This window comes from Paenibacillus sp. A3, assembly GCF_001399685.1.
Taxonomy (GTDB): domain Bacteria; phylum Bacillota; class Bacilli; order Paenibacillales; family NBRC-103111; genus Paenibacillus_G.
In genome coordinates this window covers 1-19,488 of the sequence record NZ_JTHN01000208.1, presented here as the reverse complement: position 1 = coordinate 19,488, position 19,488 = coordinate 1, and the positions used below count along the sequence as shown (strand labels likewise).

32 protein-coding genes are annotated in these 19,488 nt (G+C 48.8%); 13 read left to right on the top strand and 19 right to left on the bottom strand.

Annotated features, from left to right (window positions below):
- Positions 1–2: 2 nt before the first annotated feature.
- A complete protein-coding gene (locus QJ48_RS28280) occupies positions 3–782 on the bottom strand; it encodes a polysaccharide deacetylase family protein (protein ID WP_054976724.1) in 780 nt (259 codons plus the stop codon).
- 187 nt (positions 783–969) lie between these two features.
- Here QJ48_RS28280 and QJ48_RS28275 point away from each other — a divergent pair, with 187 nt between their 5' ends.
- Complete coding sequence (locus tag QJ48_RS28275; RefSeq protein WP_054976723.1) at positions 970–1,239, top strand: hypothetical protein; 270 nt, start codon at positions 970–972, stop codon at positions 1,237–1,239.
- 73 nt (positions 1,240–1,312) lie between these two features.
- Here QJ48_RS28275 and QJ48_RS28270 read toward each other — a convergent pair whose 3' ends face one another.
- The 3 genes from QJ48_RS28270 to QJ48_RS28260 form a co-directional block, all read right to left on the bottom strand.
- Positions 1,313–1,741: a DUF2262 domain-containing protein gene (locus QJ48_RS28270; RefSeq protein ID WP_054976722.1), complete on the bottom strand. Its 429-nt coding sequence runs from the start codon at positions 1,739–1,741 to the stop codon at positions 1,313–1,315.
- 24 nt (positions 1,742–1,765) lie between these two features.
- The gene (locus tag QJ48_RS28265; RefSeq protein WP_237763092.1) at positions 1,766–2,302 is read right to left on the bottom strand and encodes an RDD family protein; all 537 of its coding nucleotides are present in this window, start codon (positions 2,300–2,302) and stop codon (positions 1,766–1,768) included.
- Positions 2,303–2,375: 73 nt separating this feature from the next.
- Complete coding sequence (locus QJ48_RS28260; protein ID WP_054976720.1) at positions 2,376–3,023, bottom strand: CPBP family intramembrane glutamic endopeptidase; 648 nt, start codon at positions 3,021–3,023, stop codon at positions 2,376–2,378.
- Between the two features lie 101 nt (positions 3,024–3,124).
- Between QJ48_RS28260 and QJ48_RS28255 the strand changes: the two genes are divergently transcribed.
- The gene (locus QJ48_RS28255; protein WP_054976719.1) at positions 3,125–3,406 is read left to right on the top strand and encodes a hypothetical protein; all 282 of its coding nucleotides are present in this window, start codon (positions 3,125–3,127) and stop codon (positions 3,404–3,406) included.
- A 165-nt stretch (positions 3,407–3,571) separates the two neighbouring features.
- On the opposite strand, the gene QJ48_RS28250 is transcribed toward QJ48_RS28255, so the two are convergent.
- From QJ48_RS28250 to QJ48_RS28240, 3 genes are read right to left on the bottom strand one after another with little or no spacing between them, the layout of a single operon-like run.
- Positions 3,572–4,225 carry a hypothetical protein gene (locus tag QJ48_RS28250; protein ID WP_054976718.1) on the bottom strand — a complete coding sequence of 218 codons (654 nt, stop codon included), beginning with the start codon at positions 4,223–4,225 and terminating at the stop codon, positions 3,572–3,574.
- 44 nt (positions 4,226–4,269) lie between these two features.
- On the bottom strand, positions 4,270–4,854 hold the full coding sequence (locus QJ48_RS28245; protein WP_054976717.1) for an SUKH-3 domain-containing protein: 585 nt from the start codon (positions 4,852–4,854) through the stop codon (positions 4,270–4,272).
- Complete coding sequence (locus tag QJ48_RS28240; RefSeq protein WP_237763091.1) at positions 4,851–5,396, bottom strand: hypothetical protein; 546 nt, start codon at positions 5,394–5,396, stop codon at positions 4,851–4,853. Before QJ48_RS28240 ends, QJ48_RS28245 begins: the two co-directional genes overlap by 4 nt.
- Positions 5,397–5,734: 338 nt before the next feature.
- Between QJ48_RS28240 and QJ48_RS37115 the strand changes: the two genes are divergently transcribed.
- Entirely contained in the window at positions 5,735–5,908 is a 174-nt protein-coding gene (locus tag QJ48_RS37115) for a hypothetical protein (protein ID WP_157261778.1), read from the top strand.
- Between the two features lie 78 nt (positions 5,909–5,986).
- Here QJ48_RS37115 and QJ48_RS28235 read toward each other — a convergent pair whose 3' ends face one another.
- Together QJ48_RS28235 and QJ48_RS28230 are read right to left on the bottom strand one after the other, a co-directional pair.
- Positions 5,987–6,382: a hypothetical protein gene (locus QJ48_RS28235; protein WP_054976715.1), complete on the bottom strand. Its 396-nt coding sequence runs from the start codon at positions 6,380–6,382 to the stop codon at positions 5,987–5,989.
- Between the two features lie 143 nt (positions 6,383–6,525).
- Positions 6,526–7,272: a DUF1266 domain-containing protein gene (locus QJ48_RS28230; RefSeq protein ID WP_054976714.1), complete on the bottom strand. Its 747-nt coding sequence runs from the start codon at positions 7,270–7,272 to the stop codon at positions 6,526–6,528.
- Positions 7,273–7,574: 302 nt separating this feature from the next.
- Here QJ48_RS28230 and QJ48_RS28225 point away from each other — a divergent pair, with 302 nt between their 5' ends.
- The gene (locus QJ48_RS28225; RefSeq protein ID WP_054976713.1) at positions 7,575–8,096 is read left to right on the top strand and encodes an ankyrin repeat domain-containing protein; all 522 of its coding nucleotides are present in this window, start codon (positions 7,575–7,577) and stop codon (positions 8,094–8,096) included.
- Positions 8,097–8,152: 56 nt separating this feature from the next.
- Here QJ48_RS28225 and QJ48_RS28220 read toward each other — a convergent pair whose 3' ends face one another.
- Both QJ48_RS28220 and QJ48_RS28215 read right to left on the bottom strand, forming a co-directional pair.
- Positions 8,153–8,623 (bottom strand): hypothetical protein, encoded by a 471-nt coding sequence (locus tag QJ48_RS28220; protein WP_054976712.1) that lies wholly within the window; start codon positions 8,621–8,623, stop codon positions 8,153–8,155.
- Positions 8,624–8,643: 20 nt separating this feature from the next.
- Complete coding sequence (locus tag QJ48_RS28215) at positions 8,644–9,093, bottom strand: macro domain-containing protein (RefSeq protein WP_054976711.1); 450 nt, start codon at positions 9,091–9,093, stop codon at positions 8,644–8,646.
- 122 nt (positions 9,094–9,215) lie between these two features.
- On the opposite strand from QJ48_RS28215, the gene QJ48_RS28210 reads away from it, so the two are divergent.
- Together QJ48_RS28210 and QJ48_RS28205 are read left to right on the top strand one after the other, a co-directional pair.
- Entirely contained in the window at positions 9,216–9,695 is a 480-nt protein-coding gene (locus QJ48_RS28210; RefSeq protein WP_054976710.1) for a hypothetical protein, read from the top strand.
- 99 nt (positions 9,696–9,794) lie between these two features.
- Complete coding sequence (locus QJ48_RS28205) at positions 9,795–10,610, top strand: GNAT family N-acetyltransferase (protein WP_054976709.1); 816 nt, start codon at positions 9,795–9,797, stop codon at positions 10,608–10,610.
- A 23-nt stretch (positions 10,611–10,633) separates the two neighbouring features.
- Here QJ48_RS28205 and QJ48_RS28200 read toward each other — a convergent pair whose 3' ends face one another.
- Positions 10,634–11,488, bottom strand: coding sequence for a LysR family transcriptional regulator (locus QJ48_RS28200; protein WP_054976708.1), 855 nt, complete (start codon positions 11,486–11,488; stop codon positions 10,634–10,636).
- A gap of 130 nt (positions 11,489–11,618) precedes the next feature.
- On the opposite strand from QJ48_RS28200, the gene QJ48_RS28195 reads away from it, so the two are divergent.
- Both QJ48_RS28195 and QJ48_RS28190 read left to right on the top strand, forming a co-directional pair.
- The gene (locus tag QJ48_RS28195; RefSeq protein WP_054976707.1) at positions 11,619–11,960 is read left to right on the top strand and encodes a multidrug efflux SMR transporter; all 342 of its coding nucleotides are present in this window, start codon (positions 11,619–11,621) and stop codon (positions 11,958–11,960) included.
- Positions 11,960–12,274, top strand: a complete 315-nt coding sequence (locus QJ48_RS28190) for a multidrug efflux SMR transporter (RefSeq protein WP_054976706.1) — start codon at positions 11,960–11,962, stop codon at positions 12,272–12,274. Before QJ48_RS28195 ends, QJ48_RS28190 begins: the two co-directional genes overlap by 1 nt.
- 56 nt (positions 12,275–12,330) lie before the next feature.
- Here the strand turns inward: QJ48_RS28190 and QJ48_RS28185 are convergent, their stop codons facing one another.
- From QJ48_RS28185 to QJ48_RS28165, 5 genes are all read right to left on the bottom strand, one after another.
- The gene (locus QJ48_RS28185; protein WP_054976705.1) at positions 12,331–12,783 is read right to left on the bottom strand and encodes a hypothetical protein; all 453 of its coding nucleotides are present in this window, start codon (positions 12,781–12,783) and stop codon (positions 12,331–12,333) included.
- Between the two features lie 9 nt (positions 12,784–12,792).
- A complete protein-coding gene (locus QJ48_RS28180; protein ID WP_054976704.1) occupies positions 12,793–13,029 on the bottom strand; it encodes a DUF6953 family protein in 237 nt (78 codons plus the stop codon).
- On the bottom strand, positions 13,026–13,814 hold the full coding sequence (locus QJ48_RS28175) for a HEAT repeat domain-containing protein (protein WP_054976703.1): 789 nt from the start codon (positions 13,812–13,814) through the stop codon (positions 13,026–13,028). The genes QJ48_RS28180 and QJ48_RS28175 overlap by 4 nt, the downstream gene beginning before the upstream one ends.
- Positions 13,815–13,983: 169 nt before the next feature.
- Positions 13,984–14,412: a universal stress protein gene (locus QJ48_RS28170; RefSeq protein ID WP_054976702.1), complete on the bottom strand. Its 429-nt coding sequence runs from the start codon at positions 14,410–14,412 to the stop codon at positions 13,984–13,986.
- A 138-nt stretch (positions 14,413–14,550) separates the two neighbouring features.
- The gene (locus tag QJ48_RS28165) at positions 14,551–14,805 is read right to left on the bottom strand and encodes a hypothetical protein (protein ID WP_054976701.1); all 255 of its coding nucleotides are present in this window, start codon (positions 14,803–14,805) and stop codon (positions 14,551–14,553) included.
- Between the two features lie 121 nt (positions 14,806–14,926).
- Between QJ48_RS28165 and QJ48_RS28160 the strand changes: the two genes are divergently transcribed.
- The 4 genes from QJ48_RS28160 to QJ48_RS28145 all read left to right on the top strand — a co-directional run bounded on the left by QJ48_RS28160 (position 14,927) and on the right by QJ48_RS28145 (position 17,225).
- Complete coding sequence (locus QJ48_RS28160) at positions 14,927–15,601, top strand: SMI1/KNR4 family protein (protein WP_237763090.1); 675 nt, start codon at positions 14,927–14,929, stop codon at positions 15,599–15,601.
- A 157-nt stretch (positions 15,602–15,758) separates the two neighbouring features.
- Entirely contained in the window at positions 15,759–16,145 is a 387-nt protein-coding gene (gene imm48 / locus QJ48_RS28155; RefSeq protein ID WP_054976700.1) for an Imm48 family immunity protein, read from the top strand.
- Positions 16,146–16,159: 14 nt separating this feature from the next.
- Positions 16,160–16,786: a DUF3267 domain-containing protein gene (locus tag QJ48_RS28150; RefSeq protein WP_054976699.1), complete on the top strand. Its 627-nt coding sequence runs from the start codon at positions 16,160–16,162 to the stop codon at positions 16,784–16,786.
- 22 nt (positions 16,787–16,808) lie between these two features.
- Positions 16,809–17,225: an e9imm peptide gene (locus QJ48_RS28145; RefSeq protein WP_082420714.1), complete on the top strand. Its 417-nt coding sequence runs from the start codon at positions 16,809–16,811 to the stop codon at positions 17,223–17,225.
- 29 nt (positions 17,226–17,254) lie between these two features.
- Here QJ48_RS28145 and QJ48_RS28140 read toward each other — a convergent pair whose 3' ends face one another.
- Positions 17,255–17,875, bottom strand: coding sequence for a CmcI family methyltransferase (locus QJ48_RS28140; protein ID WP_054976697.1), 621 nt, complete (start codon positions 17,873–17,875; stop codon positions 17,255–17,257).
- 304 nt (positions 17,876–18,179) lie between these two features.
- On the opposite strand from QJ48_RS28140, the gene QJ48_RS28135 reads away from it, so the two are divergent.
- Positions 18,180–19,157, top strand: coding sequence for a phosphotransferase enzyme family protein (locus tag QJ48_RS28135; RefSeq protein ID WP_054976696.1), 978 nt, complete (start codon positions 18,180–18,182; stop codon positions 19,155–19,157).
- 101 nt (positions 19,158–19,258) lie between these two features.
- On the opposite strand, the gene QJ48_RS28130 is transcribed toward QJ48_RS28135, so the two are convergent.
- On the bottom strand, positions 19,259–19,488 hold a 230-nt coding region (locus QJ48_RS28130; protein ID WP_237763089.1), incomplete at its 5' end, for a hypothetical protein.

Genomic DNA, 19,488 nt, shown 5'->3' with positions numbered 1-19,488 from the left:
GTTTATGAGACAATTTTACTTTGAATGATAGCGTGCAAATCTCCCGGGGTGATCCAAGGGCTGCCTGCGTTAATGCGCGGGATTTTCATAGGATCCGCTTGACGAGTCGCCATTTCCTCAACGATGGTAAATCCGTATTTAAACCCGCCTTCTTGATAATATTGAATGGCTGTATCGGTATATATGCCGAAAGGGTAGGCTACGACATCCACCGCATGTTTATTCACAGGATTCAGCTGCTGCCTGCTTCTTTTCGCGTCTTCCACAATCCGGGTATGGTATTGTTCGTCGGTTTCGATCGTTCCGTTTGAAGTAGGAAGTTTGGAAGTGAAGTACGCGTCCCCATCAGGGTCATCGTTGTTGGTTTTGTGATGCAAAGCATCCGTATGACTCTGGTTCTCGACCAAATCCGTTTCTTTGTTCATAGTTGACAATTGCTGCAACGTCATCGTTGGAGGCAAGTGCGATGCCTGGGGCAAGGTTTCCGTCATGATGAAGTTAACTATTGGAATATGCTGCTGCTTTATAAATGGATATACGTTCTCATAAACGCTCTCATATCCATCATCAAATGTAAGCAATACCGCGTTGTGTGGAATAGGGCTGCCTTTTAAATAATGTTTGAATTGATGCATGCTAATAAAATGGTACCCCCGGCTCTGCAAATGCTTAATTTGCTCTCTGAATAATTGAGGGGTGATCGTAATTCCTCCCTCATCCGTTCCATGTACATGATGGTACATCAAAACGGCTATTTGATCCCGATAAAAGACATTAGTCAAACCAGATCACTCCCCACAAATGAATTTAAGGACGAGCGAAATATTTGGTACCAAATCTTATTATACCTGGAATTTGGTTAAAATTTTGTAGAAATATGTAACCCAATCCAAACACAGCCTCTCGGAGAATACCGTAACCCTCCCCTCCTTTTTCTCGTATATAATTTGTAAGGAACGGAGGGGTTGTATGGACTGGAACGCCATATTCATTATTGCTTTGGTTATTATTAATTTCCCGGTATTCCGTTTCATTTATAGACTGATTTTTTCAAATCCCGAAGATTTTGACGAATCGGTCAAGTATTCTTTTACGCCTAATCTTATCTCATTTTTTAGGGGGAAGTACTGGCAGGACAAATGGGGCACCTTCAAATTGCGGATGTACATTTTATTGTGTCTTGCCGTTGTTGCTCTTGAGTATATGCTTTTGAGCGAGGCAATCGGGTATTTCCATTGATCGAGCCCCTCTCCTTGAGAAAGGGGCTGTCTCTCCCGGGCATCACTATTGATCATCTCACGTCATTCGTGTTTTATCCCGCAATATCTACACCGCATGGTTCTCCATGTTCATCTACAAACACCATCATGATATGATTGCCGCAAATGCCATCGTCGTTATAGCTCAAGTCAAAGCTCTTCCCTGAACCGACGGAAAAAGACTCGATCCGCATTCGATTCACTATCGCTGCTTTGGTTATCGTTGGCCCTTCCACTATGTATTCGCGATAATGATTCAGCACTTCATCGGCGGCATACTCTCTAAACGGCATATCGTTCTCTTCTATTCGAGTAAAAATTTCTTTTGCATTCTCTATGATTTCATGCAGATCGTCTTCATCCGGCATGAAGGCAACCTCGATCTCCTCCCCTTTCAAAAGCTTCCGGCATGTATATAAATCAATATCCCGGTCTTGGATGATAACTCCCCAGAATTCGTCACGGATCTCTACATTATTCATATTCTCTTCTCCTGTTCTATTATTTCAAAGGAAATAACCATATACGCTAAAAGCAAACGTCGATACCAGCGCCATTCCGACAATCAAGCCTCTCCACCAGCTAATTTCTCCGTGTACGATCGTATTGCCCATATCTCGGTCCCACGTTGTCATTCCTTCTCTTACTAGTCGAGAATGGCCAAGAATGCACGCTATTAAATTGGGTATTCCTATACCGAGTCCCGTCCCTCTCCACCAAACCAATCTGCTGCGCTGAAACGCCTGGGCTGGCGTTAATTTCTGTCCTTGATGATTTACAATGGTAATCTTCAATAACCATTTCCCCAACGTCGTCCCAAAGATGGCTAAGCAGGCTCCTTCTACAAACAACCAACTAAAGCTTAACAGTACCGATAGCAGCGTATTGTTTACATTATCCAGACTTTCCGCATCAATAAGAGCCCATAGGATACCGACAGCAATGCCAAATGTATAAACATCGAAGCTTCTTGCCCAGAACCGGACCCATGGTCTTGGAGCCGGAGGCGACCCGTTGGATATATTCTCCGATACAGAATCCATGTTGATCAACAATCTTCCTCCTCATCAATCACCCGAAAATACACTTGCCATTACTAATAAAATACCTGCGTTGTTACGGTTTTCCCAGTTGGGAGATTGCCGTCATATCCAAAAGCAAGTGTACCATAATAACAGGAACGATCTTCCTTGTTTTCGCAAAGTAAATTGAAAAAACAAAAAATACGATTCCGGTATACAGCGCGGGGATTAAGCCTTGATACAGATGGTACGAAGTCTGAATGACGGTACTGGCCAAAACAGTTATTTCTTCTTTTTTGATCAAGAAGTTCAGCTCAGTCATCGTATAAGCACGAACAATTAATTCTTCGAAAAAAGGATTGATAACGATGAACGCAAAATAGCTTACGGTCATTTTCGTTCGTAGAAAATCGACGTTTTGGGGAGCCTGCAAAAAACTGGGGGATATCGTAACGGCTATAATAACAACAAAATACACAGCCATATAAAGCAATAACGCGTGAAAGATATCCGTTTTACGAAATTCAAAACCTATGTCTTTCAAGCTGCGTCCTTGCCTATGCAGGACAAAATAAAGCAGGCTCAGCGAAAGCGTTTCCCATAGAATGCTATAAATAAAATTGGGATGCGTGCCGCTTTTGGCGCCTGAAAACAGGTATACGGAATTCAAGATCAGCGGGAAAATGGTAATGAGTAAAATGCTGACCAACAGCAGCAGTCGAATCTTGGCCTCCGATTTCACCGACAAACTCCTTTATTATGGATTTGTTTTTGTAGTAAAATTATACCACATCCCGGGGATTCGGGACTTTAATAATCAACATACAACGGAGGACCAATGCCGTGCAGGACATCACTTACCTCAACAAAAATAACTACTTTTACATTCTGATGGCTTCCGCCGAAGAGGAAGGAAAGACCGAAGTGCTGGTCATCCCATGCGAAAAATTCCCGTCCATGGATCAGGCCTGGGAAAAGTGCACGGTTTACGAGATTGGGAATAAAAAAAGCTTCGAATCATTCAATCATTTGCACTCTCCAACGGAAGGTGTTTTGCTGAGCAAGTTGGGATATTTCTTTACGGAAAACTTCTACAATAGCGTGGTTAAGCTTGTCATGCAATAAGACAATACTACGAGAGGAATTTTCTTTGCTCGTACCAGCCTCGTACAGCGTGATGGCTGTTGTCGCTGCGGTATTCATGACGCTGGTGTGGGAAAGGGAGAAGAACCGGGATATCTTTATGGCCTAAAGATATCCCATGAGGTTTCGCAATCCCCGCCGGAGAAGCTAATTTCTCGCTTGTTGCGGCAGGGATTGACCATAATACACAACTTTAGATTCACCCGATAACTTAATCTTAAACATCTCGGAATTGGGCTTTAGAACATGCTCCTCTGCTACAACCTCATATTCCCCTGTTAATGTCTCCTCGCTATATTGCTGTATGGATTCAATCAACGTTTGGCTTTCGTTTAGTCGAACTTTCATATAACTGCTTGTCGTAACCGACTCGTAAGTTCTTGGCTCATTTGTCGGCACCAAGCTATTGTTCTGTATATTTCGCATCGCCGTTTCTAACGCTTCATGATCAAAAAAAGCGTAAGGGGTCGGATAGGAATCATAAGGATGGACGCTCAATTCATTCGTTTCCGGGGAGTACCTTTGTAACAGGTGCCCGTCCCATACCCAAATGTGTCCTTGCATGGGTCCTTCGGTATATTCGGCACGATACCGGCCTTTGGAGTCAAGCCATAGGCTCCCGGCATTCTTGGATTTTACAGTAAGCTTATTTTCATCGTAGGAAACATCTACAAACTTGATAAAGTGAAAGGTTTGTACCTCTTCAAGATCGACCTCGTAAGGGATCTGAAGAGTGACTCTCTTCTTTCGGAATAGGGATAAGATCGCAGATAAAATTTTAGTTAGAACATGGTTTCGCATAATTCACCCTCGTAAGTTAAGTAGTAGTCGTATTCGTACAACACTTACACAAAAGGATTCGGCCGTTTGACAGGAAACACTCGCTTTCCCCATAAGGTGGGAAGCAGAACTTCATTTTTCTCGTACAACGTCGGGATGACGAGATCATGACCATCCAGTTCATGCTCCATGCTGTCGAGCAGCGTATCAAAGACACGGACCGTATCCTCGTAATCATGTTTAAAATACAGCTTGCCGGAGCGTCCAATGGCCACAACAGCGGGGTAGTAATACCCCGATTCGCCTAGACAAAAGCAATCCTCGCCCGCAAAGCTAACAATAATTCTATAATCCTCAGGGCGGCTAATTTCGGCAAGAGCGTCCGGAATAAAGTTAAAGGTATAGTCATGCCAATCATCGGCAAAGCGACAATCGGGTTCGTCCGGATGATATTTAAAATAAACGCTGTCGTCTATACCGGAAAACTCTTGAAGAAACGCTTTCGCACTGTCGAATAAATCGATGCCCGCTTCCTTGCAGCGGCGCTCAAAGCCTGAAATATCTACATGTCTGCCTTCATGCCATCCCGCTTTTTTCAGCAGCAATATCATTTGTTCCCTTCGGCCGAGCTCATGAGTATCTGGTTTCATCTGGATTTCCTCCATAACGCTTCATCGTAGAAATCAATACACAAGCCCTGATGTGCTGCGGTAAACAGATCTAAATGATCGTGATCATGCCCGCCGTTTCGCATAAAATAAGAGGCCCCGGTTCTGGACAGCGGCTCCAAGCCTCCGGAAGCAAACTCAAATGCTTTCTTGCTCCCGTAAAAAAACAAGGTGTCGGCGTATTTTTTTATCAAAATTGTGTCTTTATTCTCCGCATAGGTAAACGGGCTGTAGTCCTCATATCCCAAATCTGAAAATTGACGCGGATTGCACTCGAAGCTTTTCAGCTCCCCCTTGGTTCTAACCATTCTTTGCTTCATCTCTTTCCAGAGCTTCGTGTTGAACTGGATCGAATGGTGCATGAATACCATGTCCAGATTTTTGTTATAGGCGGAGAAATGCTGTAAATCTTGGGGGAGCAGCCGGGTTGTGACCGGCACATAGATCATCTTGTCCCGATGGATACTTGCAGCAAGAAATAAGCACGCCAAATATTGTAGAGATTTCTGGTCTCCGAATAACATATAACTTCCACACGTATGTTCGAGAGCAAACATGTTATCCGTAGGAACGTTAGGGATGAAAACAGTATAATTTTTGGCCGGCAGGTTGATTTCTTTCTTTATGAAATGCAGCTTCATCTAAGTCACCGTAGGTTGGCCCTTCCCCATCCTTCACAAAATTTCAATACACTCGTTCTCTATTTTATCGGAATTAACCGTCTCGTCGGCCAGTATTCATTTTTGTGCATCTGTGCTCTATCGCACATATTGTTAATATTTGGTAAATATATTGTCTCTGTTTCTCTCGTACTATATGCTTGCATTGTAGCAAAAATATACAATTATTGGAGGGATTCCTAGTGAAAGCTTTGAAATCGCTGCTGTTATCGACTGTAGTTGCTGCGTCTCTTTTTGCCATTACGTCCGCCGCTTCCGCCCATCCTTTGGTCAATTTGCACAGCTATAATTCGTTTGCAACTTACAAAACCGCATTGGACAAGCAGCTGACCATTGATTTTAAACCATGCCTATGATCAATGGGAGCTTGTACAAAGCGGATTGGACAAATTGCTGACATCTATATCGGGAAGAACCAGCAGATCGGCGAAACATCAGCCGCGACTGACATCTGGGCTTTTAAACCGGTTTCTCTTGGTGTAGCTATAAGCTATTACGATCATCGACCAAAGAATATTTCCTAAAAAGGGTTGATCCTTGTACAGGACGAACAGGTAACAGCTTACGGTCAGAAAATAAACGGAGTACATAATCATAAGCCAGTATCCCCAACGGCTGAGCTTCAAGTACCCGTAAGCCAAGACTAGCGAGGCAGCCCCTACCAGAAATCGGGCAAGATGCTCCGGAACGTCTGGCAGGGCGAATCTGGCTGCGATACCATACTTTTCGAAAGGCAGCTCATACACGAATAACGATAACAACAAGACAATAGAACCAAAGATATAAAAACTCCTTATTAAAACGACGCCCAAAGGTCTGCTTCGATTCAAGCGCTCACCTCCTTTGCGGTTGCATTTTACAAAAATATATCCAATTCTTGGACTTCTTACAACTTTCTCTACATAGCATTATGACAAAAAGCCCGCCGCTGGAGTCGTTTTTCGACTCAACGCTGGGGCCGGAGGCACGTATCTTAAGCGCTCAGCCTAAAAGGGAATTCATTCCAGACACTGTTAGGGTCTTCGAACAGCTCTCTTTTGGCCTCCCATACCGTATCGTAAATGCTTCCTTCGTAAGCAATCGCCCTGCCGAAAGCAAACGAGATATAGTAATATTTCCAGTCCAGAAACGTTTTGCCGGCTTTCTTGGCCGCCTCCTCAATATACTCCCATGCCTCTTCCTCCGTAATATAATCCAAGGCATGGCTCCATCTTGCAATATTGATCGCGCGATCGTAATCCCACGCGGCAATCGTTTCAATCGCGTTGCAGTCTTCGTCGGTAAACTTCAGTTTGCTTTTGATGACCTGTTTCGCTTCTTCATAACACGACTTCGATTTGCCAAGTTCCTCTTCCACAATCGGCTCGCCGGATTTCAACGCCGCATAGACTTCGTTATATCTTGTTCGATGCCCTTCATTTATCAACCATTCCAATGTATCGATGGCATCTTCTCTGCCGGAGATTCCCCAAGCGGACTCCAGGCCTTGCCTTAATTCCTCGCGATCCGATTTGATCTCAAGAACTCGCGTCGATTCTCTCCGGTACAGGGCAAGGATCGCCCCATAAGCAAGCAATCGCCGCTTGTCTTTGGATAGCTCGTATTTGTTTTCCAACTCTTTTCTTTCCTTATTCATTTTGGCGGTTAGGCGGCTGCTCCACAGCAGTAATGCGCCTACGGCCGCGATGATGCACACGATGACGATCAATACAATCTTCATATTTTTACAACACCTTTTCTGAAAAGTTTTTCCGTGCAAGCCGAGTCTAGTAGAGATGCGTCAGCTCATGGTACATATATCGGATGCGAACTTTTCCATTTTTATGTAAATTTTCACACACTTTTGGAGCAGGAGATGTCCTGCATGGCCCAGAAAACATAAGGAACACAGCATTTTCGAATGGTGAACGCCATGACCCCAAGAGGTCTACTGCAGCTTGGTGACCTCGGAGCAGAAGCAGCAAACGGTGTGATAAGTTAAGAACAGAACGGACGACCTGCGGAAATGGAGGAAAATGGAAAATGGAGCCTATTCCAAGCATTGACGACGTGTTTCAAGCGGCACAATCAGGGGATGCCTCGCGGCTAAAAGACATTCTGGCGACTCATCCGAGCCTCGCCCATACGGAAAACGGCGACGGGCTGACTCCCTTAGGGTTCGCGGCGCATTTCGGCAATAAAGCTGCCGTACAGGTGCTGCTGGACTATGGTGCGGATGTGAATGCCGTGTCGCATTCCAAAATTTCTTACATTCCTTCGAATACTGCGCTGCATGCCGCGATTGCGGGAGAACGGGACCCGGAGGTCATCCGGCTGCTTTTGACCCGTGGTGCCCGGACAAATATCTTCGACAGCAACGGCCACACTTGTCTGCATACGGCCGCATTTCACGACGATAACACAGAGCTCATTCGCTTGCTCTTGGAGCATGGAGCCGATGTCAACGTTAAGGCGGAAGGCGGAGATACGGCCTTGGCGCTCGCCGTCAGGCAAGGGAACGAGCGCGTTGCGGAGCTGCTGCGCCAGTATGGAGCCCAGCTTTAACGAGATGTTTAAGGAGCGTTGTGCGATAAGCACCGCTCCTTTTCTCATGCTCTGTTCTATCCGAACCCCAGGACATCCCAATGATTAAGACAATCCCAATCCGCTTTCGTAAAATCTTTAATGTTGTGCCAACGCATATCCGTGTCCTTTTTCGAGCTTCCGTCTCGTTTAGGTACAGACATATATCGATTATAATTTCGTTCCACGATTTCCGCCAAATCGTCATACTTATAAATGAAATAGTCAATTGGCTGCCCAATGCCGTTTAGTTTTACCAGAACGACAAATAAATTCTCGATATTCTTTTTAACACAAATCGATTTGTTTAACTTCCATCCCTGCTTATTGGTGCTTGCCATCGTTTTAACCTGCAATAGAACTGTGTGGGTTCCCCCCTCATTGGTAGCGACTATGTCATATAAAGGGTTATTTTTAGGTGTAATTAACCCTAATATTCCACGTTGACCTAGCTCTCCACATACAAAATATTCACCCGTAGAACCGACTAAATTGTTTGAAATTTTCATTATTGCGCTCCGCGAAAGTGTCAAATTCGATAAAGCGTCACTTCGTAATCGTCGAACGTTTCTTCCAACATCTTCCCCACAATCTCCCAAGATCCATTAGCTAACCCGCAGCCGATCCCATAGGGAAGCGCCACCGTCAAACCGTGCTCTTTCGCATAATTTTTTAACGAGAGCAGGGCTTCTTTTAGCGCGGCATAATCCGTATACACTTTCTTTGAGCGGCCATAGGTCAATTGACCGAATAGGTTGGCGACGAACTTCCCTTGCACGGCCACAAGCTGAAGGGTTCCGAGAAGCTCCTCCGGAGCCTTATCTTTGCAATAATCCAGGTAGGACGTATACAGGTGTGGATACTTCGTTTTTAATAATTTGGCGACTCCCGAGCCCATGACGGCTTGGCAATTGACTTGGTGACCAACGATATCTTCCTTAGCCTCTAGCAAATCTCCCGCAATGATCGTTACTGCCACGCAAACCCTCCTCCTTTGGTTAAAATACTTTGCAGTCTTATCGACTACATTCCAAGGTTAACAAGAATCTCCATCTGGACGATATAATACTAACATAACTTTTCATGAGGTGAGGAGATACCGTGGGAATTTTCGATATGTTTAAAAAGAAGCAGCAGCCGCAGGTGCAAGAGAACGAACTTATTCAATCCATCCGTCACGCGATCGAGATCATGGAACAGGCCGATTCGGAAAGCCACGAGGAAATCATCGAAAAGATCGGTCAATCCACCAAGGACAAGCGCTTGGCGTGGGAGCTGTACTGCTTGATCCCATCGGTCTATTGCCGGATGATCGTCAAAGAAGTTCAATATTCGAACGAAATGATCATGATTTTCCCTGACGAAACGCAGCAGAAGGCTTTGCTTTCCAACAATCTGGTCTATAAGGTCATTCAAAGCGTAGTGGCGGACAAGTTCAGCGGGGAGATCGACAACGGGAAAATTCAAAACATCCTATTCCAAAGCTCGGAATTTAACGCCATTAATAATGCATTAAACGACGGCAGCGCCCTGGAAGATCTGATGACCGGACCGCTGGTCGTATTCGCGCCGGAGAAGTAGCCATCTCTTGGCAGCGCGAACCAATAGGTAAAAAATGGTACAATGATGATAACTCACACAGCCCTCCCCCGGCAAATGCTTGACAAGGAGGAATTCCAAATGACAACAGAGCTTAAACGGCTGGTCCATCTCGTCCGGGCGAATTTTATAACCAAATCCACCTGCTTCGCTAAGGAGTCTGGTGAGATGAATGTCCGCGAAACGGCGGATTTTATTCGCGTGGATTGCGGACTGCCGTCCGATACGTTCAACAATTCGGTATGGCTGAAGGAGCAGGTGAAACCGTCGGACACCGGTCTGATCGAAGAAACCGTTGAATACTTCAACAAGAAGCAATACCCTATGGCGCTGTGGTCGTGGGAGGATCGCAGTAGCTGCACGTTTGAAACGTTAAGAAGTCTGGGGCTGAACGAAGCGGAGACGAATGTCGCCATGTATGCCGACTTGGACGCTTTGCGGCCGGATACGAATTGTCCGGCGGAGCTGAGGCTGAAGGAGGTGGCGACGGTCCGGGAAATCGAACAATACGGGGACGTGCTGACTTCTTTGTTCGGCGAATCGGCGGAAGCCGCCAATGTTCGGTTATATTATAAGAGGATGCCCGCTTCCCTTCTGCTGAACCATTCCGTCATGAAGCTGTACATCGGATCGGTTCGGGATGAGATCGTGGCTACGGGCTGTCTGATTTTCGCTCCCGATAGCGTCGGCATCTACGACATTGCCACGAGGCAGGAATGCCGGGGAAGAGGCTTCGGGTCCGCCATGTTTAACTTCCTGCTTGCGGAAGCCCGGAAGCTCCGCACCGGCTGGTGCGTACTACAAGCTTCGCCGGACGGCATTAATATTTATAAGCGATCGGGCTTTGAACCGGTCTGCGAAGTAACGGTTTATGAAAACCGACACCTGCTTGCATAAAAGCGAAGGAAGGATAAGGGCGGTTACAGCCCGTTCACCTTTACCATCTCGACAAAAGCGGCACAAGCTCTGCTCGAAAATCCATCGTTGCGGCGGACGAAGCTTGTAGTCGTATAGCGGAACGCTTCCGGAACCGGGTAGCTTCCCAACTCCTCGAACTCCCCGGATAGTACGGATTGGGGCAGCAGCGTAGCGGCAAGTCCGGAACGCACGCAGCTCAGAAGCGTTTCCAGAGAGCTTACTTCCAGCATATTGGCCAAAGGAATCCCTTCGCTGCGAAGCCACGCTTCCAGAACCGCCCGGAACGGACAGCCCTTCGGAGAAACGGCCCATTTCGTATGGGCCAGATCCGGGTATGTCTCCCCGGTCGTCCGGGTCAGCAGCCGGAGCTCGTCTTTTGCCGTATGTTCGAAAACCAGCTTGGATGAATCGATCTCACCGGTAACGAACGTTCCGTCGAGTTGATGATTCAGCAATTTGGCAAGCAAATCCGCGGAAGCTCCGGTCGTGATCGAGAGAGAGACGCCGGGATACCAGGCTTGAAAATCTGCCAGAGCTTTCATTAAATTACGGCAATTTACGGTTTCCACCACCCCAATTGCCAGCGGGCCGCTCGGATAATCCGTCTCCCGCACCGCTCTCACCGCTTCTTCGGACAAATTCAAGATCGTTAGGGCGTAATCGCGAAAAGCGCCGCCTTTTTCCGTCAGGACAACGCCTTTCGGATGCCGATGAAATAACGGGACCCCCAGCTCAGACTCCAGCTTCCGGATTCTCGCGGTCACATTCGATTGGACGTAGCCCAGCCGTTCTGCGGCGCGGGATATGCTGCCCTCCTCGGCAATGACTGCAAACACTTTAAGATCCGTCAATTCCACCGGACATCCCTCCGTTTATATATCAAAAATAATGATACCTTTATCAATATTGATCATTATACGATATGCCTCTATTGAATTACAATGACATCAAGCGTTTCTAAGCAAGCAAGGAGGAGAAAAGCAAGGGATGAACAAAGCATGGTGGTTGTTAATATTGGCCGGGGCAACGGAGGTCGTCTGGGTCACAGGCCTGAAGCATTCGACGGCGTGGTGGGAATGGCTGCTCACCCTCGTATTTATTGTATTTAGCTTCAAAGCCTTTCTGGATTCGGCCGCCAAATTGCCCATCGGTACGGTGTACGTGATGTTTACGGGACTCGGCACGGCCGGGACGGTTATTACCGAAGTTGTGCTTTTCGGGGAATCGGCTCATCCGCTCAAGCTCGTGCTCATCGCTGCGCTGGCTGCCGGCGTTCTGGGGCTTAAGCTCGTTACGAAGGATGCCGAGGCCAAAGGCGGTGAGGCGTGATGGCATGGGCTGCTCTGCTGGCCGCCGGGCTGTGCGAGGTCATCGGCGTTGTTGCCCTCAAACGCGTAACAGGGCATCGCCACTGGACCTCGTACACGTTCCTTATCGTCACGCTCGGAACAAGCTTCTCGTTATTGTCGCTCGCCATGAACCACATCTCGATGGGCACCGCCTACGCCGTATGGACCGGCATCGGAACCGCAGGAAGCACGCTGCTCGGAATGTTCGTCTTCGGCGAGCCGAAGGAATGGAGGCGGATCTTGTTCATCGGCCTGATCCTCGCGTCCGCCATCGGACTTAAACTCATTTCATAGAAAAAAGAGGGCTGCTTCTCTTCGCGGGAGCCGCCCTCCTTCCGGATTTCCATAGCTTATGCCTTTTTTGCCAAGATCGTATAGCCCTGCCGGTCATATTCGACGGAAAAATAATCATCCCCCGTCTCGGTAAGCCGTAACGGAACTTGTAAGCTCCGTATCCCTTCTTCCCAATGCAAAATTTCGAGCATGTGCTTCAAGTGAAAGTTCTTTTCTTCGTTGAAGATATCGAGATATTCCATTAAGTACGCCTTGCTTTCCCGGGGATCGATCCGAACGGCAAAATGGTACATCATAGGCTCCCGGTGCCTGACGCCCATCCAGGCCATGTCCGCCTCCACAAACCGATTGTAGATTTCTATCGCTTCGTCAAGGGTGAAGCGCTTCGGCTGATCTGCAGACCGCGCCACGCCGTCCGAGACTAATTCGTAGCTTTCCTTATCGGTTAAATACGTAATAAGCTTCTTCTCGATTTCTCCGTCTTTTTTGAATCTATGCGGTAATAACATGTGCTCCTCCTACGTCCAGCCCCAGAAGAAAGCGTCCCGGTCCCAGGCTACCCTTCCCTTGTGCAGCTTCTTGAACGCCTTCTTCACTTCCTTATCGATGGACGCGTTCCCGTTCTCGTTGACATAAATAAACGCCTCGCCAAAATGAGCGGAGATATGCCGCACGGCATCGCTTTGATAAAGAATGCCCGCGGACTTCACTTCATTCAGCATCCACTCGGCAACCTCGTCAGCGGTAAAATTCATTCGTATTCCCTCCTTTCCTTGATTCGGAGCCATTCCTCTGCGCTCGCAGCCTTCACATCGGGGTTAGGATGCTCCATCAGCTCCCGCAAAATTCCGTCGATTTCGGGGCCCCGAAACTTGGAGATCACTGCAGCGAACTCGATCAGGACGTCCGGATTGGACGAACCCTTCAGGAACAACAACGGCCGAAAGTCCTTGATACGACGGTCGTGATCGATCTTCAGCACCCAAATGGACCTCAGAATCGACTGGATTCCCAGCTCGTCAGCTTGTCTTAGCTCGGACAGCAGCTCCTCGTACCTTCTCAAAATGAGCCTGTTGTCGTTCATTTCACCGCCGCGCAGGCACCCGGGACAGAGGCATCTCTTGGTTCCTTTCGCCTTCGGGTAAAAGCGCCAGCCGATCGTCTGAGACAGCTTTTTGCTTCGCAAGATTTCGTTCTTGAGGATTTTTCTCGGCACGATCACCTGAAAGCCCATCCGGTCTTCCCGGTTCAAAAAAGCTTTGACGGCCTGCCCGGCGCTCCCCTGCCGGTGCTTCTGGTAATAATCGCCGAAAAAGACGGTCTCGTCATCGCTCAGCTTGAAATAAACGGCGGTCATGTTCTTTTTGTTAAATCGTCTCAGCTCCCGAAGCCATTGGTGCGACGCGTAAAAATCGTGAATCACCGGCATGCAAAAGACGCCGTCTCCGACTCCGGCCGCATGGACTTCGCTCGGCTTAATGCCGTTTCGAACGATATTTGCGATCGACTGCTCCGGCGTCAAATGTACAAATACGGGCATAGGTCACCTTTCGTTTTAGAAATATATAGTCAAATGTGCAATCCGACGTCTTCCGGCTTGCCCTCTCCGCAGGAGCCGATTCCCAAATTATATCATATTGTACTGGATGCGAGCCGCCGTGGGAAATGAAAAAAAGCACCCGTTAAGGTGCTTTGCTTACCCGCTCCCGCTACTTAATCACGAGCACCGGAACTTTCGAGTGCTGAACGACATTGTGGCTGACGCTGCCAAGGACAAACTCGCGAAGACCGCTTAGTCCACGGCTTCCCATAATAATAAGATCGACGCCGTTTTCTTCCGCATACTCCAGAATCGTAACGGCCGGCTGGCCTTGCTCAATCACGTGCTTCACCCGGGACACGCCGGTAGTCAAGCCTTCCGCTTCTTTCAGCACGGACCGGGCCAGCTCTTCGTAGTCCAGATCGAGATTGGCCGGAATGGAGACGAAGGCGCCGCCATAAGCAAGGGCCGGAGTTTGATATACATGGATGACGATTAATTCCGCCGAATCTTCCTTGGTGATGGAGATCGCTTTCTGAAGAGCCTTCACGGACAGCTCTGAACCGTCAAAAGCAACTAGCACTTTTTGGAATGGCATAATTGGAAACCTCCCCGTAGATCGTTTACACTTTTATGGTAACGTCTATACGGGGCCGAAGATATGATCTAAATCACAGTCTGCCGGAACCGGGCTTGCGGACAAGCCAAAATACCCCGGGACGAGGGGGCGTATCGGCTAGCAAAAACGTCCCCGAAAAGGCCGGTCGAGGAGTACGATGGCCAACAGGTCAAACAAGACGAGCGGAAGGATAAACGGAAGAAACGAAACGGTAGCCTTACTGCGATTGTTAGAGCCCGTTTGCAAGTAAACGCGGTTATGGTCTACTTTGACAATCCGCCCTTCGTACGACTCTCCGCTGATTGTAATAATTCGCACCCGTTTGTTAATATAATTCTTGCAGGTACGGTAATGTTCGTGAATGGCTGACATAGCACACCATCCTTTCTTGTTGGACATGGTATATTCTATGTGCTTCTACGAACAAAAGTACGGGCTGATCTGGAAGAATCTTCACCAATTTCGTAAACTAGTAGAATGCGCGGTTGCCGGAATGGAACTGGAAAAGGAGCTCAAGCAAACGATGATGGAACAAGTTTCTTGGATCAAAGAGCAGCTGGAGCCGTATTTCTCCAGAGCCGTTGATATTGCCTTTATGCATGTGCAAGAAAAAGTGCCGCAGGAGATGCGGGATGGAGAAGTCGACGAGGAAGGCTGGGTGAAATGGAAGCCCCTGGATTCGACCATCGGCGAAGATGAGATCCGGGCGTTGGAGAGCGAATATGCGATCGAATTTCCGCCGCTTTTTAAAGCGTTCTTGATGAGCTATCATTACGTGTCTTTGCAATTCGATAATGCGGAAGTAGACGGAGAATACATAGGGGATTGTCAATTCATAGAGATGCCTTCGCTATCTTCGGAAGAAAAACTCCAGTCCTTGGAGTTTTTAATAAGTGCCTGGGAACCGCTGCTGTCGGCAGGCTATGTGCCTTTTGCCGAGTGCGAAGACAGCCAAGGTCCGGTATGCTTCGATACGATGCGGAGACAAGAAGACGGGGACTGTCCCGTCGTATGGTTCTTGCATGATCATTTGCACGAGTTAGGCGAGGAGGCGTCGAGGAACAGGGATCATCTCCTGCCTTACGTCAGACCGATCTTCGGTTCGTTCAAGGAAATGATGACCGTTTTGTGCAGCCGGGAGGCGGTAACGGAGGACACGGAGGAGTAGCGTCTGCGGAGCACGGAAGCCACTACCGTACAAAGTCCGGCACGAATCTTCATGCCGTCTTGCTTCCTTTTCCCGTCTTATTACGTATATACCAGAGGATGGAACGCTATCGCCGATCCACCTTGAAAAATTTGCCGGCAGGAAAGGATGTCACTCCATGGAACAACTCACTGAAATTACGGAATTCGCGGACAGACTGTTCGATCTGATCGAGATTCCTTTTACCGAAACGACTGAGTTCGAACGGCAGCTGATCGCCGCTTTCAGCTTCGGCGCCGTGATGGCGGTTGCGGTCCGGGATGACCTGGATCAGCCGCAGACGCATGCGCTGACGATCGCGATGCTGATGCGCGCATTTCAATACAGCGATCATCAAGCCGCCGCTTTCGCCCACGATCTGATCCAAGCGACGGACCGGGACCATCATCCGGCGATGAACGACATCATTCATCGGGGCATCAACGGCCACTACGAGTACGTGAATGAAGAAATGGAAGATTTGCGTCAAAATATGCTTGATATTTTAAATTCGTTTAGCGAGTGAAATGAGTGAAATCGATGAAGATACGGAACCGATTTCCGAAGACCGATAAACAAAAGCATGCGGAGTTCATCCGCAACGGCTGGGCCTTGCTGAAGGAGCCCAAGTCTCCCATGCGCGCTCTAATCCTGTCCGTTCCTTTCATGCTCATCAATCTCATCGTGACCGTCGGTATCGTAAGTATGTTTTCGGCTATCCCTCTCGCAAATTATTTGCCTGATTCGATATCGTTCACGATCGACTTGAAGAGTATATTGGGAATTGTATCGCTGCTTTTGGTTCATGAGCTGCTGCACTTAATCCTCATCCCGAACTTTACCGCGTCGAAGAGCACGTATGTCGGCATTACCTTGTTCGGGGGATATGTGTATACCGAGGAACAAGTATCCAAAACGAGATATATCGTCATTACCCTTTTACCCTTTATTGTCATATCGATCATACTTCCGGCCTTGCTGGGCCTAATGGGGGCGCTCTCCCCTTTCATCCTCTTTTTGATCGTCTTAAACTCGTTGTCGTCTTCTTTGGATATTTTGAATTGGCTTCTGATCTGGATTCAAGTCCCTTCCAAAGCGGTTATTGTATGCAACGGAACGAAGACGTATTGGAAATCGACAACAAGGCAAAAATCTTCTCATATCTAATATCGCTTAGGACGTGAACGTAATGGAGCAAACCTTGCCTTACGAGAAAATTTTCGAATTGGTGCAGGAAATACAGAACGCCCAGGATTCCGGGGAGCCGTACGAAGAAAAGCTGAAGCTGCTCAAGGCCAATGTCACCTATCCGGATGTTGAAGAGCTGCTGTTACATACCGACGAAGGCGCCGAGTTTGTCGCCAGGAGACTGTTCCATCACCGACCGGTCCTGCTGGGAGAATTGAGCAGGGAGGAACTGATCGGGCTCGTGGAACAAGTGATGCAGTGCTCGGGAGAAGAGTGGGAAATGGACATTTGGCTGGATATGATTACGAGTTCGGTCGCGGACCCGAGCATCAGCGATTATATTTTTTGGAGCGACGAAGATTTGTCGGCCGAGGAGATTGTAGACAAAGCGCTGGCCTATAAGCCGATCCTCCTGTAGAACAATTGACCCTCAATGGGGGCAGCGCCTCATTTTATTTTGCGCAAATAGCCTCTCGGATTGAAGGTTACGAAAAATTTATGCCGGCTTTCGTCGACTGCAAACCGGTCGTTTTCTTGAAGAAACGCGTCCAGTGCTTCCATCGGGCCAGGACCGTGGCTCGGAAGCACGGGGTGTCCGTGAATGTTCGTATCTTCGACGATGAGATAGCTTCCTGTCGTCACAAAATGGCTGTAGACTCTCAGTTCGCTAAGAACATGCGGTGCGGAATGATCCGAGTCCAGATTGACGAGAACGACGTCGCCGGGATTTCTCATGGCGTTCACCTGCCGGATGACCTCGCCATCCGTCGAAGAGCCCCGGACGTACGTAATTCGGGGATGAACCGGCAGATCGGCTTGCGGCGCGACATCGATCGAAACGACCCTCCCCTTCCCGATCAGTTCAAGCATCGAGGCGAAAAACAACGTGCTGCCGCCGTTAAACGTTCCGCTTTCGATAATAAGATCCGGCTGAACCTCATAAACAATTTCCTGATAGATCATCAAATCGAGCGGCATTTTCAGGATCTGCACCCCAAGCCATCTCGTATTCTGCCATACCAGGCTATCATAGTAATGCCGATGGAATTGGTCGATGAAATCACTCATGCCATCCTCTCCTCTTCCTCTCCATTTATAAAAGCCATTGTATGTGTGCGGCGAGCAGAATGGTTCGTACACCAGCCTTCCCCAGCGGTTTTGCGGCGAATTTGGTTATAGCCAAAAAGTCACACCATTCCGCTTCTGGTTTATGGTAATCTATCTATGGCTTATAAGCCGGTTCATACCTTAGCTTCAGGAAAGGAGTGACGCTATTTTGAAGAGTGAACTTCAAATTTGCATACCGGTGGGAGGACTCGCCGCTTAACCGGGCTTTGTTCTCCCGCATGGTATGGCGGGGGGCAGATCCACAATGATGAATTTACGAAACATGGTGCAGGGCCTGGAGTCCGACGCGGTCGCTCTGGAGCTGATCGCACACTGGGAACACGACCAAGGGACATTAAAATTTTGGAGAGCAAGCTCGACCTTTGTGTACGCTTTTAAACACAAACGGAAAACGTATTTTCTAAGATTCGCATTCGGGCAGGAAACCCCGCTGGAACAAATCGAAGCGGAACTGGAATTCATGCAATACTTGCGTCAGCATGGGTTCCCCTGCGTCATTCCGCTTCCGTCCGTAAACGGCAGGCTCATCGAATCCGTACAGCTGCCGCAAGGGCGGTACTACGGTGCGGTGTTCAACAAAGCCGACGGCGTGCCGCTGTATGAAGTTGACGAGCTGCCTTGCGAGGCGTGGGGACGATCGCTGGCCTCTCTGCACGCCTTGTCCCAGACGTACGAACCGGCGGGCGGAAAGCGCCGCAGCTGGCGGGAGGCGCTCCTGTTCGCGGAGACCGTCCTGCACAGGCATCCTCACGAGAACGAAGCGATGGCTGAGCTTGCCAGAGTGAGGGCTTGGCTGGAATCGATGCCAGCTTCGGAAGAAGCTTACGGTCTGATTCATTACGATTTTCAGACGGATAACGTCTTTTGGCGGGAAAAAACCAGGCAGCTGAGCGTGATCGACTTCGACGATTCCATGTACCATTGGTTCGCTATGGATATTGCGGCGGCGCTTGCGGATCAGTTGGAAGACGAGAACCCGGAAGGCGAGGCGCAGCTTCAGGCTTTTGTGCGCGGGTACCGCTCCGTCAGACCATTGGATGAGGCTATGCTGCAGGCCTTTCCGCGGTTTCGGAGATTCGCCGAACTATACAGCTTTGCCAGACTGCTTGCTTCGCTGGAAAACAGCGAGCTGGAGGAGGCCCCTGAGTGGTTGGACGGGCTCAAGGCCGAGCTGCGGCAGTACTGCGACGAAATGCGGCAGAGCTTTGCGAAGCCGTGGTAAGTACTTAGACATATGAAATGAAGCTTGAAGCAAAGCCGGAATGTCCCTCCAGGAGGGATTCCGGCTTTGCTTGTTGGAGGAATGCCCCCCGCAGCCCTTGCTCAGAGAGCGGTGCCGCCGGGAATAACGAGCACTTTGCCGTGAGCGCCGGAATCCAGCGCCCGGTAGGCGTCGGCGGCCTGATCCAGCGCAAACCGCCCGGCAACGCCGCTGGTCAAAGGACGCTTCGCGGCGAGCTTCACCGCATCCGCGATGAGCCCGGCCATGTCAGTCGGGCCATCGACCCCGCCGGGGCCATACTTGGTCACGAAGACGGAACCGGCCGACATGA

Excerpts from the sequence above, each read along its gene's own strand:
- QJ48_RS28275 (WP_054976723.1), top strand. The coding sequence starts at position 970 with ATGGACTGGAACGCCATATTCATTATTGCTTTGGTTATTATTAATTTC.
- QJ48_RS28270 (WP_054976722.1), bottom strand. The coding sequence starts at position 1,741 with ATGAATAATGTAGAGATCCGTGACGAATTCTGGGGAGTTATCATCCAA.
- QJ48_RS28265 (WP_237763092.1), bottom strand. The coding sequence starts at position 2,302 with ATGGATTCTGTATCGGAGAATATATCCAACGGGTCGCCTCCGGCTCCA.
- QJ48_RS28250 (WP_054976718.1), bottom strand. The coding sequence starts at position 4,225 with ATGCGAAACCATGTTCTAACTAAAATTTTATCTGCGATCTTATCCCTA.
- QJ48_RS28245 (WP_054976717.1), bottom strand. The coding sequence starts at position 4,854 with ATGAAACCAGATACTCATGAGCTCGGCCGAAGGGAACAAATGATATTG.
- QJ48_RS28240 (WP_237763091.1), bottom strand. The coding sequence starts at position 5,396 with ATGTTATTCGGAGACCAGAAATCTCTACAATATTTGGCGTGCTTATTT.
- QJ48_RS28230 (WP_054976714.1), bottom strand. The coding sequence starts at position 7,272 with ATGAAGATTGTATTGATCGTCATCGTGTGCATCATCGCGGCCGTAGGC.
- QJ48_RS28225 (WP_054976713.1), top strand. The coding sequence starts at position 7,575 with ATGGAGCCTATTCCAAGCATTGACGACGTGTTTCAAGCGGCACAATCA.
- QJ48_RS28220 (WP_054976712.1), bottom strand. The coding sequence starts at position 8,623 with ATGAAAATTTCAAACAATTTAGTCGGTTCTACGGGTGAATATTTTGTA.
- QJ48_RS28205 (WP_054976709.1), top strand. The coding sequence starts at position 9,795 with ATGACAACAGAGCTTAAACGGCTGGTCCATCTCGTCCGGGCGAATTTT.
- QJ48_RS28195 (WP_054976707.1), top strand. The coding sequence starts at position 11,619 with ATGAACAAAGCATGGTGGTTGTTAATATTGGCCGGGGCAACGGAGGTC.
- QJ48_RS28190 (WP_054976706.1), top strand. The coding sequence starts at position 11,960 with ATGGCATGGGCTGCTCTGCTGGCCGCCGGGCTGTGCGAGGTCATCGGC.
- QJ48_RS28185 (WP_054976705.1), bottom strand. The coding sequence starts at position 12,783 with ATGTTATTACCGCATAGATTCAAAAAAGACGGAGAAATCGAGAAGAAG.
- QJ48_RS28180 (WP_054976704.1), bottom strand. The coding sequence starts at position 13,029 with ATGAATTTTACCGCTGACGAGGTTGCCGAGTGGATGCTGAATGAAGTG.
- QJ48_RS28175 (WP_054976703.1), bottom strand. The coding sequence starts at position 13,814 with ATGCCCGTATTTGTACATTTGACGCCGGAGCAGTCGATCGCAAATATC.
- QJ48_RS28170 (WP_054976702.1), bottom strand. The coding sequence starts at position 14,412 with ATGCCATTCCAAAAAGTGCTAGTTGCTTTTGACGGTTCAGAGCTGTCC.
- QJ48_RS28165 (WP_054976701.1), bottom strand. The coding sequence starts at position 14,805 with ATGTCAGCCATTCACGAACATTACCGTACCTGCAAGAATTATATTAAC.
- QJ48_RS28160 (WP_237763090.1), top strand. The coding sequence starts at position 14,927 with ATGGAACTGGAAAAGGAGCTCAAGCAAACGATGATGGAACAAGTTTCT.
- imm48 (WP_054976700.1), top strand. The coding sequence starts at position 15,759 with ATGGAACAACTCACTGAAATTACGGAATTCGCGGACAGACTGTTCGAT.
- QJ48_RS28150 (WP_054976699.1), top strand. The coding sequence starts at position 16,160 with ATGAAGATACGGAACCGATTTCCGAAGACCGATAAACAAAAGCATGCG.
- QJ48_RS28145 (WP_082420714.1), top strand. The coding sequence starts at position 16,809 with ATGGAGCAAACCTTGCCTTACGAGAAAATTTTCGAATTGGTGCAGGAA.
- QJ48_RS28140 (WP_054976697.1), bottom strand. The coding sequence starts at position 17,875 with ATGAGTGATTTCATCGACCAATTCCATCGGCATTACTATGATAGCCTG.
- QJ48_RS28135 (WP_054976696.1), top strand. The coding sequence starts at position 18,180 with ATGATGAATTTACGAAACATGGTGCAGGGCCTGGAGTCCGACGCGGTC.